The following is an 18,249-nucleotide window of genomic DNA, read 5'->3' as shown; positions in this document are numbered from 1 at the left end:
GGGGCATTAGCCCATGACTGATGCAAAACTGCCGACAAACTGAGGGTTATCGACAATCCGATCGTGAGTCGTGTCGATCAGCATCGACTGGGTGATCCCCGCCGCGCCGATGACGGCCCGCATACTGGACTCAATCAGCTCACGATGCTGCCCGCCCTTGCTGCGCGATGCCCACCAGCAAGCGACGGGGGCTTTGATCGGCGCATAGTCGGCGTCCTGCAACCTGAGGTCCAGCAAGCGTTTCACCTCCCAGGACACCTGCGCTTCACTGCCCTCCAGCAACTCACGCCGCAAGCCTTCGTAGGCAGTGCCCAAGGTGCGTTGCGCCCAGCTATCCACCCTCGCCCACCGCTGCGTATCGTCACCCTCGTCTCCGCTGCCCAGCCACACGGCGTGGATCTGTTCGGCATGGTGCGGAAATAGCACACCGAGCATCTCGGCGCGTTGCTCGCTGACGGACACCACGCGCTCTTCGGCGGCGGTTTGTGCATCCCAGAATCCGGCGACGCGGTACGGCGGCGGCGCATCGATCCAGCCCACGCAAGCCACTTCACGACCGGCCTGTTCCAGACGATAAGCCACCTCCATCGCCAGATTGCCCCCCAGCGACCAACCTGCCAGACGGAAAGCGCCCTGAGGTTGTGCCTCCAACAGCTGAGCGGTGTAATCCTCAACCATGCTTGTCCAGGACGGAACTTCGCCGCCCTCTTGCGCCAGCGCGCGGCAGATCACCCCGATCACCGGTCGCTGGTCACGCAGTGCCAGGGCAATCGCTTTGTAGCAATGCACCGAACCGTAACTGGGGTGGAACACAAACAATGGCGTGCCCGGCGCGCCGCTGTTAAGTGGCACGAGCAAATCGCTGCGGGTGCTGCCGTGCAGGCTGTCGACTTGCCCCTGCACCGTGGGGTTGAGCATCAACTGGGCCACCGATACGCTGACCCCGGTTGCGGCACGGATGCGCTCCTTGAGCAACAACACCAGCAGGGAGTGACCGCCCAGTTCGAAGAAATTATCGCGCAGGCCCACCCGTGGCACGCCCAAGAGATCGGACCAGATAGCCGCCAGTTGTTGCTCGTGCACGCTCTGCGGCGCCAAGTAGGCGGCCTGTTGTGGGGCATCGGGCGTGGGCAGGGCCTTGCGGTCCAACTTGCCATTGGGACTTAACGGCATGCGGTCGAGCACCACCCATTGCCCAGGCACCATGAAGTCCGGAAGATGCCGCGCCAGATGCGCACTGAGCGCATCGCGCCAGCCCTCGACTGCGTCGTGCAGTACCACGTAGGCCACCAGGTGCTTACCTTCCAAGACTTGCACACTCGCTGCACGCACCCATTGGTGCTCCAGCACACGCGCCTCGATTTCGCCCAGTTCGATGCGCAAGCCACGCAGCTTGACCTGGTGATCCAGGCGCCCCAGGTATTCAATCACCCCGTCAGAGCGCTGGCGTACCCGATCACCACTGCGGTACAGCCGCGCACCGGCATGAAACGGGCACGGCACAAACCGTTCGGCAGTCAGTGCCGGTCGTTGATGGTAGCTGCGCGCCAGTCCGACGCCGCCCAGGTACAGCTCGCCCGACACGCCCGCCGGCACCGGCATCAGTTGTGCATCGAGCACATAAGTGGCCAGGTTGGCTATCGGCCGGCCGATGGGCACGTTGTCGCAGTCTTCGGCGACACAGGTCCAGTGGGTCACGTCGATGGCCGCTTCGGTCGGGCCATACAGGTTATACAGCACGGCCCAGGGCAGTTTGGCGAACACCTGCTGCTGCACGTCCACCGGTAACGCCTCGCCACTGCACACGATGCGGCGCAGACTCTGGCAGCGGATGACGCCTGGGTCTTGTACAAACGCCTGCAGCATCGACGGCACAAAATGCAATGTGGTGACCTGATGGCGATCGATCAGGCCGATCAAGCGCTCGGGATCGCGGTGATCGCCTGGCGCGGCAACCACCAGCTGTGCGCCGGTCATCAATGGCCAGAAGAACTCCCACACCGATACGTCGAAGCTGAACGGCGTCTTCTGCAACACCGCATCGCGGGCGTCCAGGCAGTAGGCATCCTGCATCCAGCACAGGCGGTTGGTCAGTGCGCCATGACGGTTGCCGGCCCCCTTGGGTTTGCCGGTAGAGCCGGACGTATAGATCACATAGGCCAGGTGCTCGCCGTCCAAAGCGACATTAGGATTGGCATCACTGAGCCCATCGAGCCTTTCCTCATCCAGCAGCAGCACCTCAAGACCTGCGGGTATCGGCAGTGCTTGCAGCACCTGCGTCTGGGTCAACAGCAACTTCACCGCACTGTCGTGCAGCATGTAGGCCAGGCGTTCGCGCGGGTACTCCGGGTCCAGCGGCACGTAGGCGCCCCCGGCCTTGAGCACGGCCAGCAGTCCCACCACCATTTCGACGCAGCGCTCTACCGCCAGCCCGACCAGCACATCCGGGCCAACTCCCAACGCTATCAAGCGATGTGCCAGGCGGTTGGCACGCCGATTAAGCTCGACGTAGCTCAAGGATTGCTCGGCAAAATACAGCGCCGGCGCTTCGGGGGTGCGCTCGACCTGCGTTTCGATCAAGTGATGCACGCAGCGGTGCAGAGGGTAAGCCTGGGCGGTGGCGTTCCAACCGTGGACGATGCGGTGTCGCTCATCGCGGTCGAGCATCTCCAGTTGCCCAATCGGTTGCCGTGCATCCTGGGCCATACCCTGCAATAGATGCTGCCAGTGCATGGCCATGCGCTGCACGGTTGGCCCGTCGAACAGGTCCGTGGCGTAGGTCAGCGCGGCCCAGATACCGTCGGCGGACTCACGGGTGTCCAGGCTCAGGTCGAACTGCGCGGTGCGGCTCTGCCACTCCAGGCTTTCGACCTGCAGCAGCCCCGGCGACTGGGCGCTGCCGGCTTTGCGAGTATCGGCCTGGTGATTGAACATCACTTGGAACAAGGGGTTATGGCTGAGGTTGCGCTCCGGCTGCAAGGCCAGCACCAATTGTTCGAAAGGCAGGTCCTGATGCGCCTGAGCCTCCAGCGCACGGGCCCGCACTTGCTGCAATAACGTGGACACTGACATCTGCCCGTCGATATCCGCCCTGATCACTTGGGTGTTCACAAAAAAGCCGATCAAGCGTTCGGTTTCGACACGATTGCGGTTGGCCGTCGGCACCCCGATGCGGATATCCGGCTGGCCGCTGTAGCGATACATCAGCATTTGGAACGAGGCCAGCAACAGCATGAACATCGTCACGCCTTCGCGCTGCGCCAGGTCGCGCAGCGCAGCCACCAGGCCCGCCGGTAACGCAATGTCCAAGCTCGCGCCACGGTGACTTTGCAGCAGCGGGCGGGCACGATCGAACGGCAGCGCCAATACCGGCTGCTCGCCCCCCAGGCGACCGCGCCAGTAATCCAGTTGGCGATCCTGTTCGCCGGCCTCCATCCACGCCCGCTGCCACAAGGCGTAATCGGCATACTGGATCGGTAAGGCGGGTAATTGCGCCTCATACCCCTGGGCGTACGCGGCATATAACTGCACCAGTTCCTCGACCATGATCTGCATCGAGTGCCCATCCGACACGACATGGTGCTGAACCAACACCAGCACATGCTCTTGCGCGTCAAGACGCATCAAGGCGACGCGCAGCAACGGGCCGTTCTGCAAATCGAAGGGCTGGGCGATCAGCGCGTCCAACCGGTCGGTCATCTGGGCCTGGTCAATCTCCATCGATTGAATCCGCACAATGGCCTGTGGGTCGACCACCTGCACCCGACGCTCGCCGTCCTGGCGCAGGCAGGTACGCAGGGTTTCGTGGCGGGCAACCAGGCTATCGAAGCTGCGCTGCAATGCCGCGACGTCCAATGGCCCGCGCAAGCGCAACGCCGTGGGCAGGTGATAAGCGGCGCTGTCGGGCTCCAACTGCCAGATAAACCACTGCCGCTCCTGAGCGTAGGACAGCAGCAACTGCGGCGCCTCATCGCGGGTCACTGGAATCGGTAAGTTGGCGGGCGAGACATCCTCGGCGAGCATCTTTTGCAGGTAGACCCGGCGCTGTTCCAGCGGCAAGCCGATAAACCGTTTGACGATGCGTTGTGCAACCTGAGTGTCCATCAAAACGGCCCCATATCATCAAACAGCGCATCGAGACGGCTGAGTTTGTCTTGCGTCACCGCACCGCCCTGCCCTTCAAGGTGCGCCGCCAGGCGCCGTACATCCGGGTGCTGGAAAATATCCTGCGGTGAAGGTCGCAGGCCTAGTTCAAGCTGCATACGCGAAATAACGTTGATCACCAGCAAGGAATGCCCGCCCAGTTCAAAGAAGTTGTCATTAAGGCCCACGCGCTCGACTTCCAGCACCTGCGCCCAGATCGCCGCGATCTGCTGCTCCAGCTCGCTTTGCGGCGCTTCATAAACACTGGATGGCTGGCCCGCATCGGCCTTGGGCAACGCCTTGCGATCCAACTTGCCGTTGGGACTCAACGGCATCTGCTCCAGCAACACCCACTGCGCCGGCACCATGTAATCCGGCAGGTGTTCGGCCAGGTGCGCACCGAGCACCTCGCGCCAATCGTCTCCGGCATGGTGCAGCACCAGGTAACCCACCAGGTACTTGCCGTCCACCGCCAGCACCGCCGCTTCGCGGACCTGCTCGTGCTCCAGCAACCGCGCTTCGATCTCGCCCAACTCGATACGCAGGCCGCGCAGCTTGACCTGATGGTCGATACGCCCGGCGTATTCGATCACTCCGTCTTCGCGGTAGCGCGCCAGGTCGCCGGTGCGATACAGGCGCTCGCCGTGGACGAACGGGTGGGCGATAAAGCGTTCGGCGGTCAATGCAGGACGGCGGTGATAACCACGGGCCAGACCGGCGCCGCCCAGGTACAGCTCGCCCAGCACGCCGACCGGCACCGGTTCGAAATTATCGTCAAGCAGGTAGCAGCCCAGATTGGCAATCGGCCGGCCAATCGGCACGGTGTCGCGGCCTTCGTCGACGCAGGTCCAGTGGGTCACGTCGATGGCGGCTTCGGTCGGGCCATACAGGTTGTACAGCCCAGCGTGCGGCAGCTTGGCGAACACCTGCTGCTGCGCATCCACCGGCAACGCCTCGCCGCTGCACACGATACGTTGCAGGCTCCGGCAGCTGGACACCGCCGCATCCTGCAAGAACGCCTGCAACATCGACGGCACAAAGTGCAGCGTGGTGACCTGTTCGGCGTTGATCACCTGGATCAATCTGGCTGGATCGCGGTGATCGCCAGGGGCGGCAATCACCAGGCGCGAGCCGGTCATCAGCGGCCAGAAAAACTCCCACACCGACACGTCGAAACTGAACGGAGTCTTTTGCAATACGCTGTCGGCCGCGCTTAACCCGTAGGCTTCCTGCATCCATTGCAGGCGGTTGAGCAAGGCCGAATGGCGGTTGCCCGCACCCTTGGGTTGGCCGGTGGAGCCCGAGGTGTAGATCACGTAGGCAAGGTTTTCGCCGTCCAGCGCGACAGCCGGGTTTTGCTCGCTGTATTGCTCGTAGGTCGACTCGCCCAGTATCAGGGTTTCCAAGCCTTGCGGAATCGGCAACTGGCCGAGCAACGGCGCTTGGGTCAGCAGCAGTTGCACGCCGCTGTCGTCGAGCATGTAGGCCAGGCGTTCGCGTGGGTAGTCGGGGTCCAACGGCACATAGGCGCCGCCGGCCTTGAGCACCGCAAGCAGGCCGATAACCATGTCGAAGGAGCGCTCCACGGCCAGGCCCACACGCACATCCGGGCCGACACCGGCCTCGATCAAGCGATGGGCCAGGCGGTTGGCGCGGCGGTTGAGCTCGGCGTAGTCGATACGTTGCTCGGCAAACAGCAGAGCCGTGGCCTGCGGCTGGCGCTCGGCTTGGGCTTCGATCAGGTGATGCACCCATTGGTTTTGCGGGTAGTCGCGGGCGGTGGCGTTCCAGGCATACACCGTAGTGTGACGCTCAGCGGCAGTCACCGACGGCAAGTCGGCCAAACGTGTATGTACCGGGTTTGCCAATGCCAGCAGCAAATGGCTGAAGTGCGTAGCCAGGCGCTGGATATCCGCGTCGCTGAAGGCTTGCCGGCTGTAATTGAACTCCAGCCCCAGAGTCTGCCCGACGCCCAGCAGCACCGTCAGCGGATAGTGGGTCTGCTCCAGGTTCTGCACTGGGCCAAACTGCAGCCCCGTAGGCGAGCCCTGCTCCAAGGCTTCGGACACCGGGTAGTTCTCGAACACCAGGATGCTGTCGAACAGCGCCTCGCCGCCTAAGCCAGCCCAGCGTTGTACGTCGAACAACGGGGTATGTTCCTGCTCGCGCAACCTGAGATTTTGCGCCTGGATCTGCTGCAGCCATTGGCCGATCGACATTTGCGGGTCCGGGGTAGCCACCACCGGCAGGGTGTTGATGAACAACCCGACCAACTGCTCGATTCCCTGCAATTGCGCCGGACGCCCCGCCACCGTGGCGCCAAAGGCCACAGTCGCCTGGCCAGTCTGGCGCGCCAACAGCAGCAGCCACGCGCTTTGCACCAGCGTGTTGAGCGTGACTTTGTGGCCCTGGGCAAAAGCTTTCAAGCGCTGGGTCTGCGACGGTTCGAAGTTAAGTGTGTGTTCACCGTTGGCCATCGGCAGCCCATCAAGGCCAGTCGACGCGCCACGGGCCAGGCGTGTGGGTTCTTGCAACGCGGCCAGCTGGGTTTTCCAGAATCCTTCGCTGGCGACTTTGTCCTGGCCCTGCAACCAACCGATGTAATCACGGTAACGCCCGAGCGCCGGACGCAAAGGCTCCCCGGCATAGTGTTGCAGCACCTCGCCAAACAGCTGCGAACCGCTCCAGCCATCCATCAGGATGTGATGATGGGTGTAGATCAAATGATGATTGGACGGCCCGGTACGCACCAGCACCAGATTCAGCAATGGCGCCTGTTCCAGGGCAAAGCCCTGGGCGCGTTGCGTAGCGGCCAGGCCATCAAGCGCGGCGGCGCGATCCTCACGCCCCTGCCAATCGTGCTCCACCACTGTCACGTGCAAATGCTTGTAGACCACCTGCAATGGCTGGTTCAACTCAGCCTGCCAGAGGAAGCCACTGCGCAGCACCTCGTGGCGATCCACCGCCGCTTGCCAGGCGCGCTCAAAACGCGGCACATCCAGACCGCGTACATCCACGCGCATCTGATTGATGTAGTCCCCCGAACCCTCGCTGTACAAGGACTGGAACAACAGGCCCTGCTGCATCGGTGACAACGGATACAGGTCCTCGACCTCTGCCAACACCAGCGGCAACGTGTCCAATTGCGCCTGAGTCAGCCCGGCCAATGGAAAGTCCGACGGCGTCACGCCGCGATTGATCGGCAGGCAACAGTGCTCAATCAGCGCCTTGAGCTCCTCGGCATAATCGTCCGCCAAGCGTTGCACGGTGGCCTCGTCGAACATCTCGCGGCTGAAACTCCAGCTCAAGCTCAGCTCGCCGCCGTACACCTGGCCGTTGATTTCCAACCAGTTGCCCAGTGGCGCGTCGAGGCTTTGATCGGCACCGGCAGCATCGCCCGACGGTGCAAACAGACTGCCTTGGCCGGCGTCGTCGAAACTGCCGTCGAACTGGCCCAGGTAGTTGAAGGTGATGCGCGGGCGTGGCAGTTGGCTCAATGCTTGCTGCGCAGCATGATCGCCCAGGTAGCGCAGCGCGCCGAAGCCCAGGCCCTTGTCAGGAATGGCGCGCAGTTGCTCCTTGATGCCCTTGAGCGAATCCGCCAGGCTCGGCGCCGGCACCAGTTGCAGCGGGTAGAGGTTGGTGAACCAGCCGACCGTGCGCGTCAGGTCAACGTCATCGAACACGTCTTCGCGGCCATGACCTTCCAGCCTGATCAGCATCGACGGGGTTCCCGTCCAGCGCACCATCACCCGGGCCAGGGCCGTCAGCAACAGATCGTTGATCTGGGTGCGGTAGGCGCTTGGGGCTTCCTGCAGTAACTGTCGGGTCCAGCGTTGGTCGAGGTGGGTCGTTACATTCAAGGCATGGCGGTTACTGAGGCTGGCCTGTGGGTTCGCTCCAGGCAGGCCGTCCGGGCTAGCGTGCAACTGCTGTTGCCACCAGGCCAGTTCCTGTTGCAACGCAGCACTGCCGGCATACCGGCGCAGCCGCTCAGCCCAGGCGCGAATCGAAGTGGTTTTGGTCGGCAGTACCGCGCGGCCGTCCTGAGCAATCTGGCGGTAAGCTGTTTGCAAATCTTCCAGCAGGATGCGCCACGAAACACCGTCCACCACCAAGTGATGAATCACCAGCAGCAAGCGTTGCGAGCCGTCGGCCAGGTCCGCCAGCACCACACGCAACAGCGGGCCTGTACCCAGGTCGAGACTGCTCTGGGCCTGTTCGCCCAGCGCTGCCAACGCCTCGGTATCGTTCACCTGGACGTGCCACAGTACTTGCTCGGCCTGATGCTGCGCCGCATCGCGGTAGGCAGCGCTCCAACCGCTCGCCCCGTGGACGAACGCACTGCGCAAGGCGTCATGGTGCACGATCAACGCCTGCAACGCGGCGCCCAGTACAGCTGGCTGCAACGGCTGGTGCGGGCGCAGGACCACAGACTGGTTCCAGTGGTGACGCTGAGGGATCTGATCGGCAAAAAAGGCCTGTTGGATCGGCAGCAGCGCCAGCTCGCCGGTCAAGGCGGACTGATCGAGCACCACTGCGCCCTCGCCTTGACGAGCTACCGCGGCGAGGCTTTGCACGGTCTGGTGCTGGAACAAATCCTTGGGCGTGAAGCGAATACCAGCCTGCCGCGCGCGGCTGACCACCTGGATCGAAATGATCGAGTCGCCCCCCAGCTCAAAGAAGTTGTCGTTCACCCCCACCTGGGGCAAGCGCAGCACCTCGGCCCAGATCGCGGCGATCTGTTGTTCCAGCTCGGTTTCGGGCGCCACGTAGGTCTGCTGCATCAGGCTCGCGTCCGGCGCCGGCAGGCCCTTGCGGTCGAGCTTGCCGTTGGGGGTCAGCGGCATCTGCGCCAGGAACATAAAGTGCGTAGGCACCATGTAGTCCGGCAGGCGGGTTTTCAGGGCACGGCGCAGGTTGTCGCGCAGTGCGCCGTGGTCGGTGGCGCGGGCCGGCACCACGTAGGCCACCAGTTGCTTACCGGACGGGCCGTCGTGGGCCACCACCACGGTTTCGCCAACGTTGTCCTGCTCGCGCAGGCGCGCTTCGATCTCGCCCAGTTCGATACGGAAACCACGGATTTTCACCTGGTGGTCCACACGCCCGAGATAATCCACCACCCCATCCCCACGCCCGCGGGTCAGGTCGCCGCTGCGGTACACGCGGCTGCCGGGTTTGCCGAACGGGTCCGGCACAAAGCGCTCGGCGGTCAGTGCCGGGCGCTCCAGATAACCCCGCGCCACGCCCTCGCCGCCCAGGTACAACTCACCGGCCACGCCGATGGGTTGCAGGTTGAGTTGCGCGTCCAGTACGTAGCCGCTGCGGTTGCCCAGCAAGGTGCCGATGGGCGCGTACACCGCGCCGCATGGGTCGCCGCGTCGCGCTTTCCACAGCAAGGGCGTGACCACGGTTTCGGTCGGGCCATAGCCGTTGAACAGGTACGTCGGCTTCAGCGCGCGCCAGGCCAGGTCGTAACTGGCCTGGGCCACCGCATCGCCGCCAAAGCAGTACACGCGCACATTCGGTGGGTTGCCGTCGCGCTCGGCATGCTCGGCCAGTTGTTGCAGGTACACCGGCGGGAACACCGCCATGGTCACGTGGTGACGGTGCATCTGCTCGTAGGTGTACTCGGGCAGCCACAGGCTGTCGTCGCGGATGAGCACACTGGCGCCGTTGATCAGCGGGTGCATCCAGCCTTCGTGGGAACCGTCGAAGGCGAACGACATAAAGTGCAGTTCGCAGTCGGTCGGGCCGGTTTCGTAGCGCTCGCCAGTGGCGATGATATGCGCCACCAACGGGCCGTGGGCCACCGCCACGCCTTTGGGCATGCCGGTGGAGCCGGAGGTGTAGATCACGTAGGCGAGGTTGGCGCCGTCCAGTGCGACATTGGGGGCGGTGTCGCAGTGCTCGGCCCAGCTGTCGGTATGGTCGATGGCCAGTGTTTGCAGGCCCTCGCTCAAAGGCAGTCGCGGCAACGCGCTGCTGTGGGTGAGCAACAGTTGCGCTCGACTGTCCTCCAACATGTACAACAAGCGATCACGCGGATATTCGATATCCAGCGGCACATACACGCCGCCAGCCTTCATGACTGCCAGGAACGCCACCATGATCTCGGCACTGCGCGGCATGGCGATAGCCACGCGAACCTCGGCGCCAACCCCACGGGCAATCAACGCATGGGCCAGGCGGTTGGCCAGGCGGTCCAGCTCGCCGTAGGTCAGGGTTTGGGTGTCGAACTTCACCGCCACGGCATCGGGGGTTTCCTGGGCGCGGTCGGCGAACAATTCGTGCACCAGGCGCTGGGCCGAGAAGCCGGCATCGCTGCGGTCCCACAGGTGCAGAATGTGCTGTTGTTCCGCGTCATCCAGCAATTTCAACTGGCCGATGCTCTGCTGCGGGTCGGCCACCATTGCCTGCAACAGGTTGTGCCAGTGGCGGCCCATGCGCTCGATGGTGGCGGCGGTAAACAGGTCGGTGGCGTAGCCCAGAGAGGCTGCCAGCCCCTCGCTCGACTCATGCACATCCAGGTCCAGATCGAAATGTGCGGTATGACTTTCCCAGGCCAGCCCTTCGACGCGCAGCTCATGCAAGGCCGCAGTCGACATCGCCTGCCGTCGTTCGGCCTGGTGATTGAACATGACTTGGAATAACGGGTTCAGACTGAGGCTGCGCTCTGGCTGCAGCGCTTCGACCAATTGCTCGAAGGGCAGGTCCTGATGGGCCTGGGCCTCCAACGACCGCTGCTTGACCTGCTGCAGCAAGCCGCCAACAGTGGTTTGCCCATCGATATCGGCCTTGAGCACCTGGGTGTTGACGAAGAAACCAATCAGACGCTCGGTTTCCACACGGTTGCGGTTGGCAATCGGCACGCCAACGCGAATGTCCTGTTGGCCACTGTAGCGGTGCAACAGAACCTGGAACGAGGCCAGCAACAGCATGAACAGCGTTACACCTTCGCGCTGGGCCAGGGCTTTGAGGTCGACCACCAGCGACGTGGGTATTTCTATGTGCGAACGCGCGCCGCGATGGCTCTGCTCCGCCGGGCGCTGATAATCGAACGGCAGCTCCAGCACCGGTTGCTCACCGCCCAGCAGCTCGCGCCAGTAGCTCAGCTGACGCGCCTTCTCGCCCGCCTCCATCCACTGGCGTTGCCACACTGCGTAATCGGCATATTGAATCGGCAGTGGCGGCAGTCGCACCTCTTGGCCTTGGCTAAAGGCGGCGTAGACCTGCACCAATTCCTCGACCATCACCTGCATCGACCAACCGTCGGAGACGATATGGTGCTGCACCAGCACCAGTACGTGATCATCCTCGGCCAGGCGCAGCAGATCCACGCGCAGCAGCGGCCCTTGCTCCAGATCGAAGGTCAGGGCGATTTTCGCTTCCACACACGTCTGCAGATCAGCTTCCTGGACATTACTGTGACTGATGACCACCGGCGCAGGCTCGCGCACGACTTGCACGGTGCCATCGCTGCCGTGGCGCAGCACGGTGCGCAGACTCTCATGACGGGCCACCAGATGATCAAAGCTGCGTTGCAGCGCGCCAATGTCCAACGGCCCCTTCAGGCGCAACACACTCGGCACGTGATAGGCGCGGCTGTCCGGGTCCAACTGCCAGAGGAACCACTGGCGCTCCTGGGCATATGACAGCGGTACCCCACCGTCACGCGGCAACGCAACCAGCGCCGGCGCGCGCCCTTGGTCGGCCCCCTCGCAGGCGGGTAACGCTGCGACGAAACCTTGCAGGCGCGGCTGCTCGAACAGCAATTTGAGCGGCACCTCAAGGGCCAGCGCGTGGCGAAGACGCGAGGTCACCTGCATGGCCAGCAACGAGTGACCGCCCAGCTCGAAGAAGTGATCCGTCAGCCCGACCCGTGCCACCCCCAGAATATCGGCCCAGATCGCTGCCACTTGTTGCTCGACGGCGCTGACCGGTGCCACCCAGGTCGGCTGCGAAAGATGCGCGTCAGGCTTGGGCAGGGCTTGGCGATCCAGCTTGCCATTGAGGTTCAACGGCAAGCGGTCAAGAAAGACCAGGTGCGCCGGCACCATGTAATCCGGCAGTTGTTCACGCAATACCGCCTTGAGGGTTTCACCCAGCGCCGCAGTCTCCTGCTGATCCGCCACCAGGTACGCGAGCAGTTGGTTATCGACGGCCAGCACCACCGCTTCGCGGACATTGGCCTGAGCCAGCAGCAACGTCTCGATCTCACCCAATTCGATACGGAAGCCACGAATCTTGACTTGATGATCGACACGCCCGACGTATTCGATCACGCCGTCGGCGCGATAACGGGCCAGGTCGCCGGTGCGGTACAGGCGTTCGCCAGCGTCAGCGAACGGATTGGCGACAAAACGCTCGGCTGTCAATGCCGCACGATTCAAATACCCACGAGCCAGGCCGCAGGCGCTGCCGATATACAACTCGCCCACCGCCCCCAGGGGTGCGAGGTTGAGATCGCGGTCCAGGACATACAGGGCGCGCCCTGGCAACGAGCGGCCAATAGGGCTGGCGGTAGCGCTCAGGGCTTCATCCGCTGCGCTGCAATCCAGCACACTGGACACCACCGTCGCCTCGGTCGGCCCATAGGTATTGAGCAGACGCACATGGCCCAGGCCAGCGCGTACCCATTGTGCGGGCCCGTCCAGCGGCATGGCTTCGCCGCCGATGTGCACTTGGCGCAAGGCACCATACGAACGGGGCCCCGCGGCCAGGCAATCAAGCACAAACAGGTGCCAATAGGCGGTCGGCAAATCGGCCAGGGTAATCCCCTGGCTCAGGATCTCGGTATACAGCCGGCCGCTGTCCCATAGCGACGCGCCACGCAGGACCACCGCCGCGCCGTGGGTCAAGGCCGGATACAGTTGCTCGACAAAACCATCGAAGTTAAGCGTGGCGAATTGCAGCACACGGTCCTGGGGCGTCAGCTGCGAATAGCCGGCGGCAATACTCGCGAATTCGTTCAGGGCGCCATGGTCGATGGCAACGCCCTTGGGTTTGCCGGTAGAGCCGGAGGTGTAAATCACATAGGCCAAATGATCCGCGCCGACCGCCACGGCCAGGTCTTCACCGGAGTACTCGGCCAGTCCTGCCTGGTCAATGGCCAAGGCTGCGACCCCTTCGGGAAGCACGATAGGCACGTGGGCGTGTGTCAGCACCAGACGCACACCGCTGTCTTCAAGCATGTGGGCCAGACGCTCGCGCGGGTAACTCGGGTCGAGGGGCACGTAGGCCCCGCCCGCCTTGAGCACTGCCAGCAGGCTGATCACCATGGCGAAGGAGCGCTCAACGGCAATCCCGACCAGCACTTGCGGCCCGACGCCGTGGGCCACCAGGCAATGGGCCAGGCGATTGGCCTGCAGGTTCAGCTCGGCATAGCTCAGCGATACGCCATCGAGCACCAACGCTACCGCCTGTGGGCGCTGCCGTGCCTGCGCCTCGAACAGACGCTGCACCCCGCCCGTCCAAGGCGCGGCCGGTGCACCGGCGTTCCAGGTCTGCGTAAGACACTGACGCTCACTGGCACCCAGCATCGGCAGGTCTGCAAGGTGTTCGTTCGGGCGTGCAACCACGGCCCGCAATACGCTTAGCCAGTGTTGCGCCATACGCTCAATCGTGCCGGCCTCGAACAGATCGGTGGCGTAGGTCAATGTCGCCCAAAGCCCATCGACGGTTTCCTGAGTATCCAGGCTCACATCGAAATGCGCGGTGTGGCTGTCCCATTCCAGAGCATCAACCTGTAGCCCCATCGCCTGCGGCGCCGCAGTGCCGCGCGCATCGATCTGATGGTTGAACATCACTTGAAACAGTGGGCTATGGCTCAGGCTGCGTTCCGGCTGCAGCGCTTCGACCAGTTGTTCGAACGGCAGGTCCTGATGTGCCTGGGCTTCCAAGGCCGCCTGCTTGACCTGCTGGAGCAGCTCGACAAACGACAGCTCGCCGCTGATGTCGGCCTTGAGGACTTGAGTGTTGACAAAAAAACCGATCAAACGCTCGGTTTCCACCCGGTTACGGTTGGCAATCGGCACGCCCACGCGAATATCCGACTGGCCGGTATAGCGATACAACAATGCCTGGAACGCAGCCAGCAACACCATAAACAGCGTCGCGCCTTGCCGTTGGGCCAGGCCCTGCAAAGCCTCCAGCAACGCGGGGTCCAACAGCCATTCCACACGCGCACCGCGGTGGCTTTGCGCCGGGGGGCGGGGATGATCGAGCGGCAAGTCCAGCACCCGTTGCTCGCCGGCCAAACGCTCACGCCAATAGGCCAACTGGCGCGCCTGCTCACCGGCCTGCAACCAGTCGCGCTGCCACACCGCATAGTCGGCATACTGAATCGGCAGCGCTGGCAACTGCGGTTCCAGGCCCTGCTTAAGCGCGGCATAGGACTGCACCAGCTCCTCGACCATCACCTGCATCGACCAGGCATCGCTGACGATGTGATGCAGCACCAGGACGAGCACATGCTGATCCGCTGCCAGTTGCAACAACCGGACGCGCAACAACGGCCCAGTGCGCAAATCGAACGGTTCGGCGATTGCCGCCTCGACCTGGGCCCTCACCACGGCCGGATCATCAGTAGCGAGGGTCTGCTCTTCGATCCGCAACGCCGCTGGCGCAGCCATCCGCTGCACGGTGCGCTCACCCTCCGTGACAAACACCGTGCGCAGGCTTTCATGGCGTGCAAGCAAGCCATCGAAACTGCGTTGCAGCGCCTGGCGGTCCAGTGCGCCTTGCAGGCGCAGGGCTGCGGGGATGTGATACACCGCGCTGTGAGGCTCCAACTGCCAGAGGAACCACTGGCGCTCCTGGGCATAGGACAATGCCAGCGGTTGATCGCGCGCGCAGCGGGCAATCGGCTGCACGTCCAGCACGCTGTCGGAGAGTGCCTGCACAAAGCGCCCCAGCTCGGGCTGCTCGAACAACGCTTTGAGTGGCACATCGATTGCCAATGCCTGGCGCACGCGAGACACAACGCGTGTCGCCAGCAACGAGTGCCCGCCGATTTCAAAGAAGTGATCCGACAGACCGACCTGGGCCACGCCCAGCACTTCGGCCCAGATCGCGGCCACCTGGCACTCGCGTGCGGTCACGGGTGGCACGTAATGTTTTTGCAACGCACCAGCGTCGGGCCTTGGCAGGGCCTTGCGGTCCAGCTTGCCATTGGGGGTCAGCGGCATCCGCTCCAGCAGCACCAGATAGCTCGGCACCATGTATTCCGGCAATCGCGCGCGCAAGGCTGTCTTGAGCTGTTCCCGCAGCGCGGCCTGTTCCTGCTCGGCCAGCGGTTGGCGGGTGACCAGATAGGCAAGCAACTGCTCATGGTCAGCTATCACCACCGCTTCGCGCACCATTGGCTGCTCGCGTAGGCACGCCTCGATCTCGCCCAATTCGATACGGAAACCCCGCACTTTAACCTGATGGTCGACGCGGCCGATGTACTCCACCACCCCCTGCTCGCGATAGCGCGCCAGGTCGCCGGTGCGGTACAAGCGTTCGCCGGGACCGCCATACGGGTTGGGCACAAAGCGCTCGGCCGTCATGGCCGCCCGGCCGAAATAACCGCGAGCCAAACCGACGCCACCAATCAGCAGTTCACCGGGCACCGTCAGCGGGCAAGGCGTAAGCGTGTCGTTGAGGATAAACAGCGACGTATTGGCAATCGGTCGCCCTACAAACGGCACAGGCTCAAGCAACGGATAGGCGGCCGACCAGATGGTCGTCTCGGTCGGCCCGTACAGGTTCCACACCGTGCCTTGACAGGCGAGCATGCGCTCAGCCAGGTCGGCGGGCAGCGCCTCACCACCACACAGGCATTTGATTCCGCGCAGTACGGTGCAACGTTCGCTGTCCAGCAGCATGCGCCAGGTCGATGGCGTGGCTTGCAGCACGTCGATGGTTGCGTGCTGCACCAGGTCGAGGATGGCCTCCGGGTCCAGGGACGTGTCCTTGTCGGCCAGGACCACCGTCGCGCCCACCGCCAGGGGAACGTAAAGCTCCAGGGCAAAAATATCGAAAGAGAAGGTGGTCAACGACAACAGGCGTGCTTGTGCATCAATGCCCAAGGTGTCGGCCATGCCCTGGGTGAAGCTGCTCAGCGCGGCATGGCGCACCATCACGCCCTTGGGTTTGCCGGTGGAGCCGGACGTGTAGATCACATATGCCAGGTGCTCACCACTGAGTTCGACGTCTGGGTTGACGCTGCTGTAGCGCCCATCCGCGTCTTCGTCCATCAGTAGCACCTGCTGACCGACCGCCAACGGCAACTGTTGACGCAGGCTGCCGGCCGTCAGCACAACGTGCGCGCGGCTGTCTTCGAGCATAAAGGCCAATCGATCAGGCGGGAAACCAGGGTCGAGCGGCACGTAGGCACCGCCGGCCTTCAAGGTTGCCAACAGCGCCACCGCCATCTCGACCGAGCGCTCTAAAGCCACCGCCACCAGCACGTCGGGGCCGACGCCAGCGCCGCGCAAACGATGGGCCAGTCGATTGGCACGTCGGTTCAATTCGCCATAGCTCAGCACTTGGCCGTTGCACGCCAGTGCCGTCGCATCCGGGCGCAGCCGAGCCTGGTCTTCGAACAGGCGATGCACGCCCATATCCTGGGCGAACGCCCGCTGGGTAGCGTTCCAGTCATGCACCATGTGCTGCAACTGGGCATCCTCCAGCAGCGGCAATTCACCGACACGGCGGTTGCAATCCTGGCTGACGCTGTGCAGCAAACGCTGCCAGTGTGCAAGCAGGCGCTGCATGCCGGGGGCGTCAAAAAGGTCCGTGGCATAGGTCAGGGACGCCTGAATGCCTTCGACCGATTCCTGGGTATCCAGGTTGAGATCCAATTGCGCGTTCTTGCTGTCCCACTCCAACCCCTGGACCTGCAGACCCGTTGCGCTGGCGCCGCCGCGCTGGGTATCGGTCTGGTGGTTGAACATCACCTGGAACAGCGGGTTATAACTCAGGCTGCGTTCCGGCTGCAGCGCTTCGACCAATTGCTCGAAAGGCAAGTCTTGATGGGCCTGGGCTTGCACCACGCGTTCGCGAGTGTGGTGCAACAGCTCGCGAAAGCTCATCTGCCCGTCGATGTCAGCCTTGAGAACCTGTGTGTTGACGAAAAAGCCGATGAGGCCCTCGGTCTCCGCGCGATTGCGGTTGGCCACCGGCACGCCGATGCGAATGTCCCCCTGACCGCTGTAGCGATACAACACCGCCTGGAATGAAGCCAGCAGCAGCATGAACAGCGTCACACCTTCGCGCTGCGCCATGGTTTTGAGGCGGGTGACCAACGCGGCATCCAGCGCCAGGTCCAGACGTGCACCGCGGTAGCTTTGTATCGCAGGCCGTGGGCGATCCATCGGCAATTCCAGCACGGGCTGCTCACCGCCCAGCAGGTTCTCCCAGTACGCGAGTTGGCGCTCGCGCTCGCCGGCTTCCATCCAGCTGCGCTGCCACAGTGCATAGTCGGCGTACTGGATTGGCAAGGCCGGTAGCTGCGGTTCGAGCCCCTGGACATGGGCGGCATACAATTGCACAAGCTCGTCGACCATGACCTGCATCGACCAGCCATCGGAGACGATGTGATGTTGCACCAGTACCAGCACATGCTCCTGCGGCGCCAGGCGCAGCAGTTTCACTCGCAGCAACGGGCCTTGCTGCAAATCGAACGGCCGGTCAATTTCGGCCTGCACCCAGTCTTTGACCTGGAATGCCTGGGCCTCGACCAAGGTGATTTCCACCCGCGCGTTTTCGACAATGACCTGCAAGGCGCTGTCACCATCGGGCTCAATGTGCGTGCGCAGGCTTTCATGCCGGCTAACCAGAGTGTCGAAGCTGCGCTGCAAGGCTGCTACGTCCAGCTCTCCCACCAGACGCAGCGCCCGAGGCACGTGGTATGCGGTGCTCTGCGGCTCCAACTGCCACAAAAACCACTGCCGCTCCTGCGCATAAGAGAGTCGAAGCGGCTCGCCTTCCTGACGCTTGAAAACCGGGGCGATCTCAAACAGGTTGATGCCTTGTTGCTTGAGCATGACCGCCAACGCTTTCTTTTGCTGCGCAGAAAGTGAACCCACCGACTCGATTAATGCTTGCACGCCACGCCCC

Annotated in this window: 2 protein-coding genes; both read right to left on the bottom strand. The window is 63.4% G+C overall.

Annotated elements, in window-relative coordinates; translation table 11 throughout:
* Positions 1-6 precede the first annotated feature (6 nt).
* Positions 7-4,104, bottom strand: a complete 4,098-nt coding sequence (locus FIV35_RS11330) for an amino acid adenylation domain-containing protein (protein ID WP_052198947.1) — start codon at positions 4,102-4,104, stop codon at positions 7-9.
* Positions 4,104-18,239: a non-ribosomal peptide synthase/polyketide synthase gene (locus FIV35_RS11325; protein ID WP_231980919.1), complete on the bottom strand. Its 14,136-nt coding sequence runs from the start codon at positions 18,237-18,239 to the stop codon at positions 4,104-4,106. Before FIV35_RS11325 ends, FIV35_RS11330 begins: the two co-directional genes overlap by 1 nt.
* Between the last annotated feature and the right edge of the window lie 10 nt (positions 18,240-18,249).

It is taken from the genome of Pseudomonas rhodesiae, from assembly GCF_007858255.1.
In the GTDB taxonomy this organism is placed as follows: Bacteria; Pseudomonadota; Gammaproteobacteria; order Pseudomonadales; family Pseudomonadaceae; genus Aquipseudomonas; species Aquipseudomonas rhodesiae.
The sequence above is the reverse complement of the archived record's forward strand: the minus strand, read 5'-3'. Positions and strand labels throughout refer to the sequence as shown.

Excerpts from the sequence above, each read along its gene's own strand:
- FIV35_RS11330 (WP_052198947.1), bottom strand. The coding sequence starts at position 4,104 with ATGGACACTCAGGTTGCACAACGCATCGTCAAACGGTTTATCGGCTTG.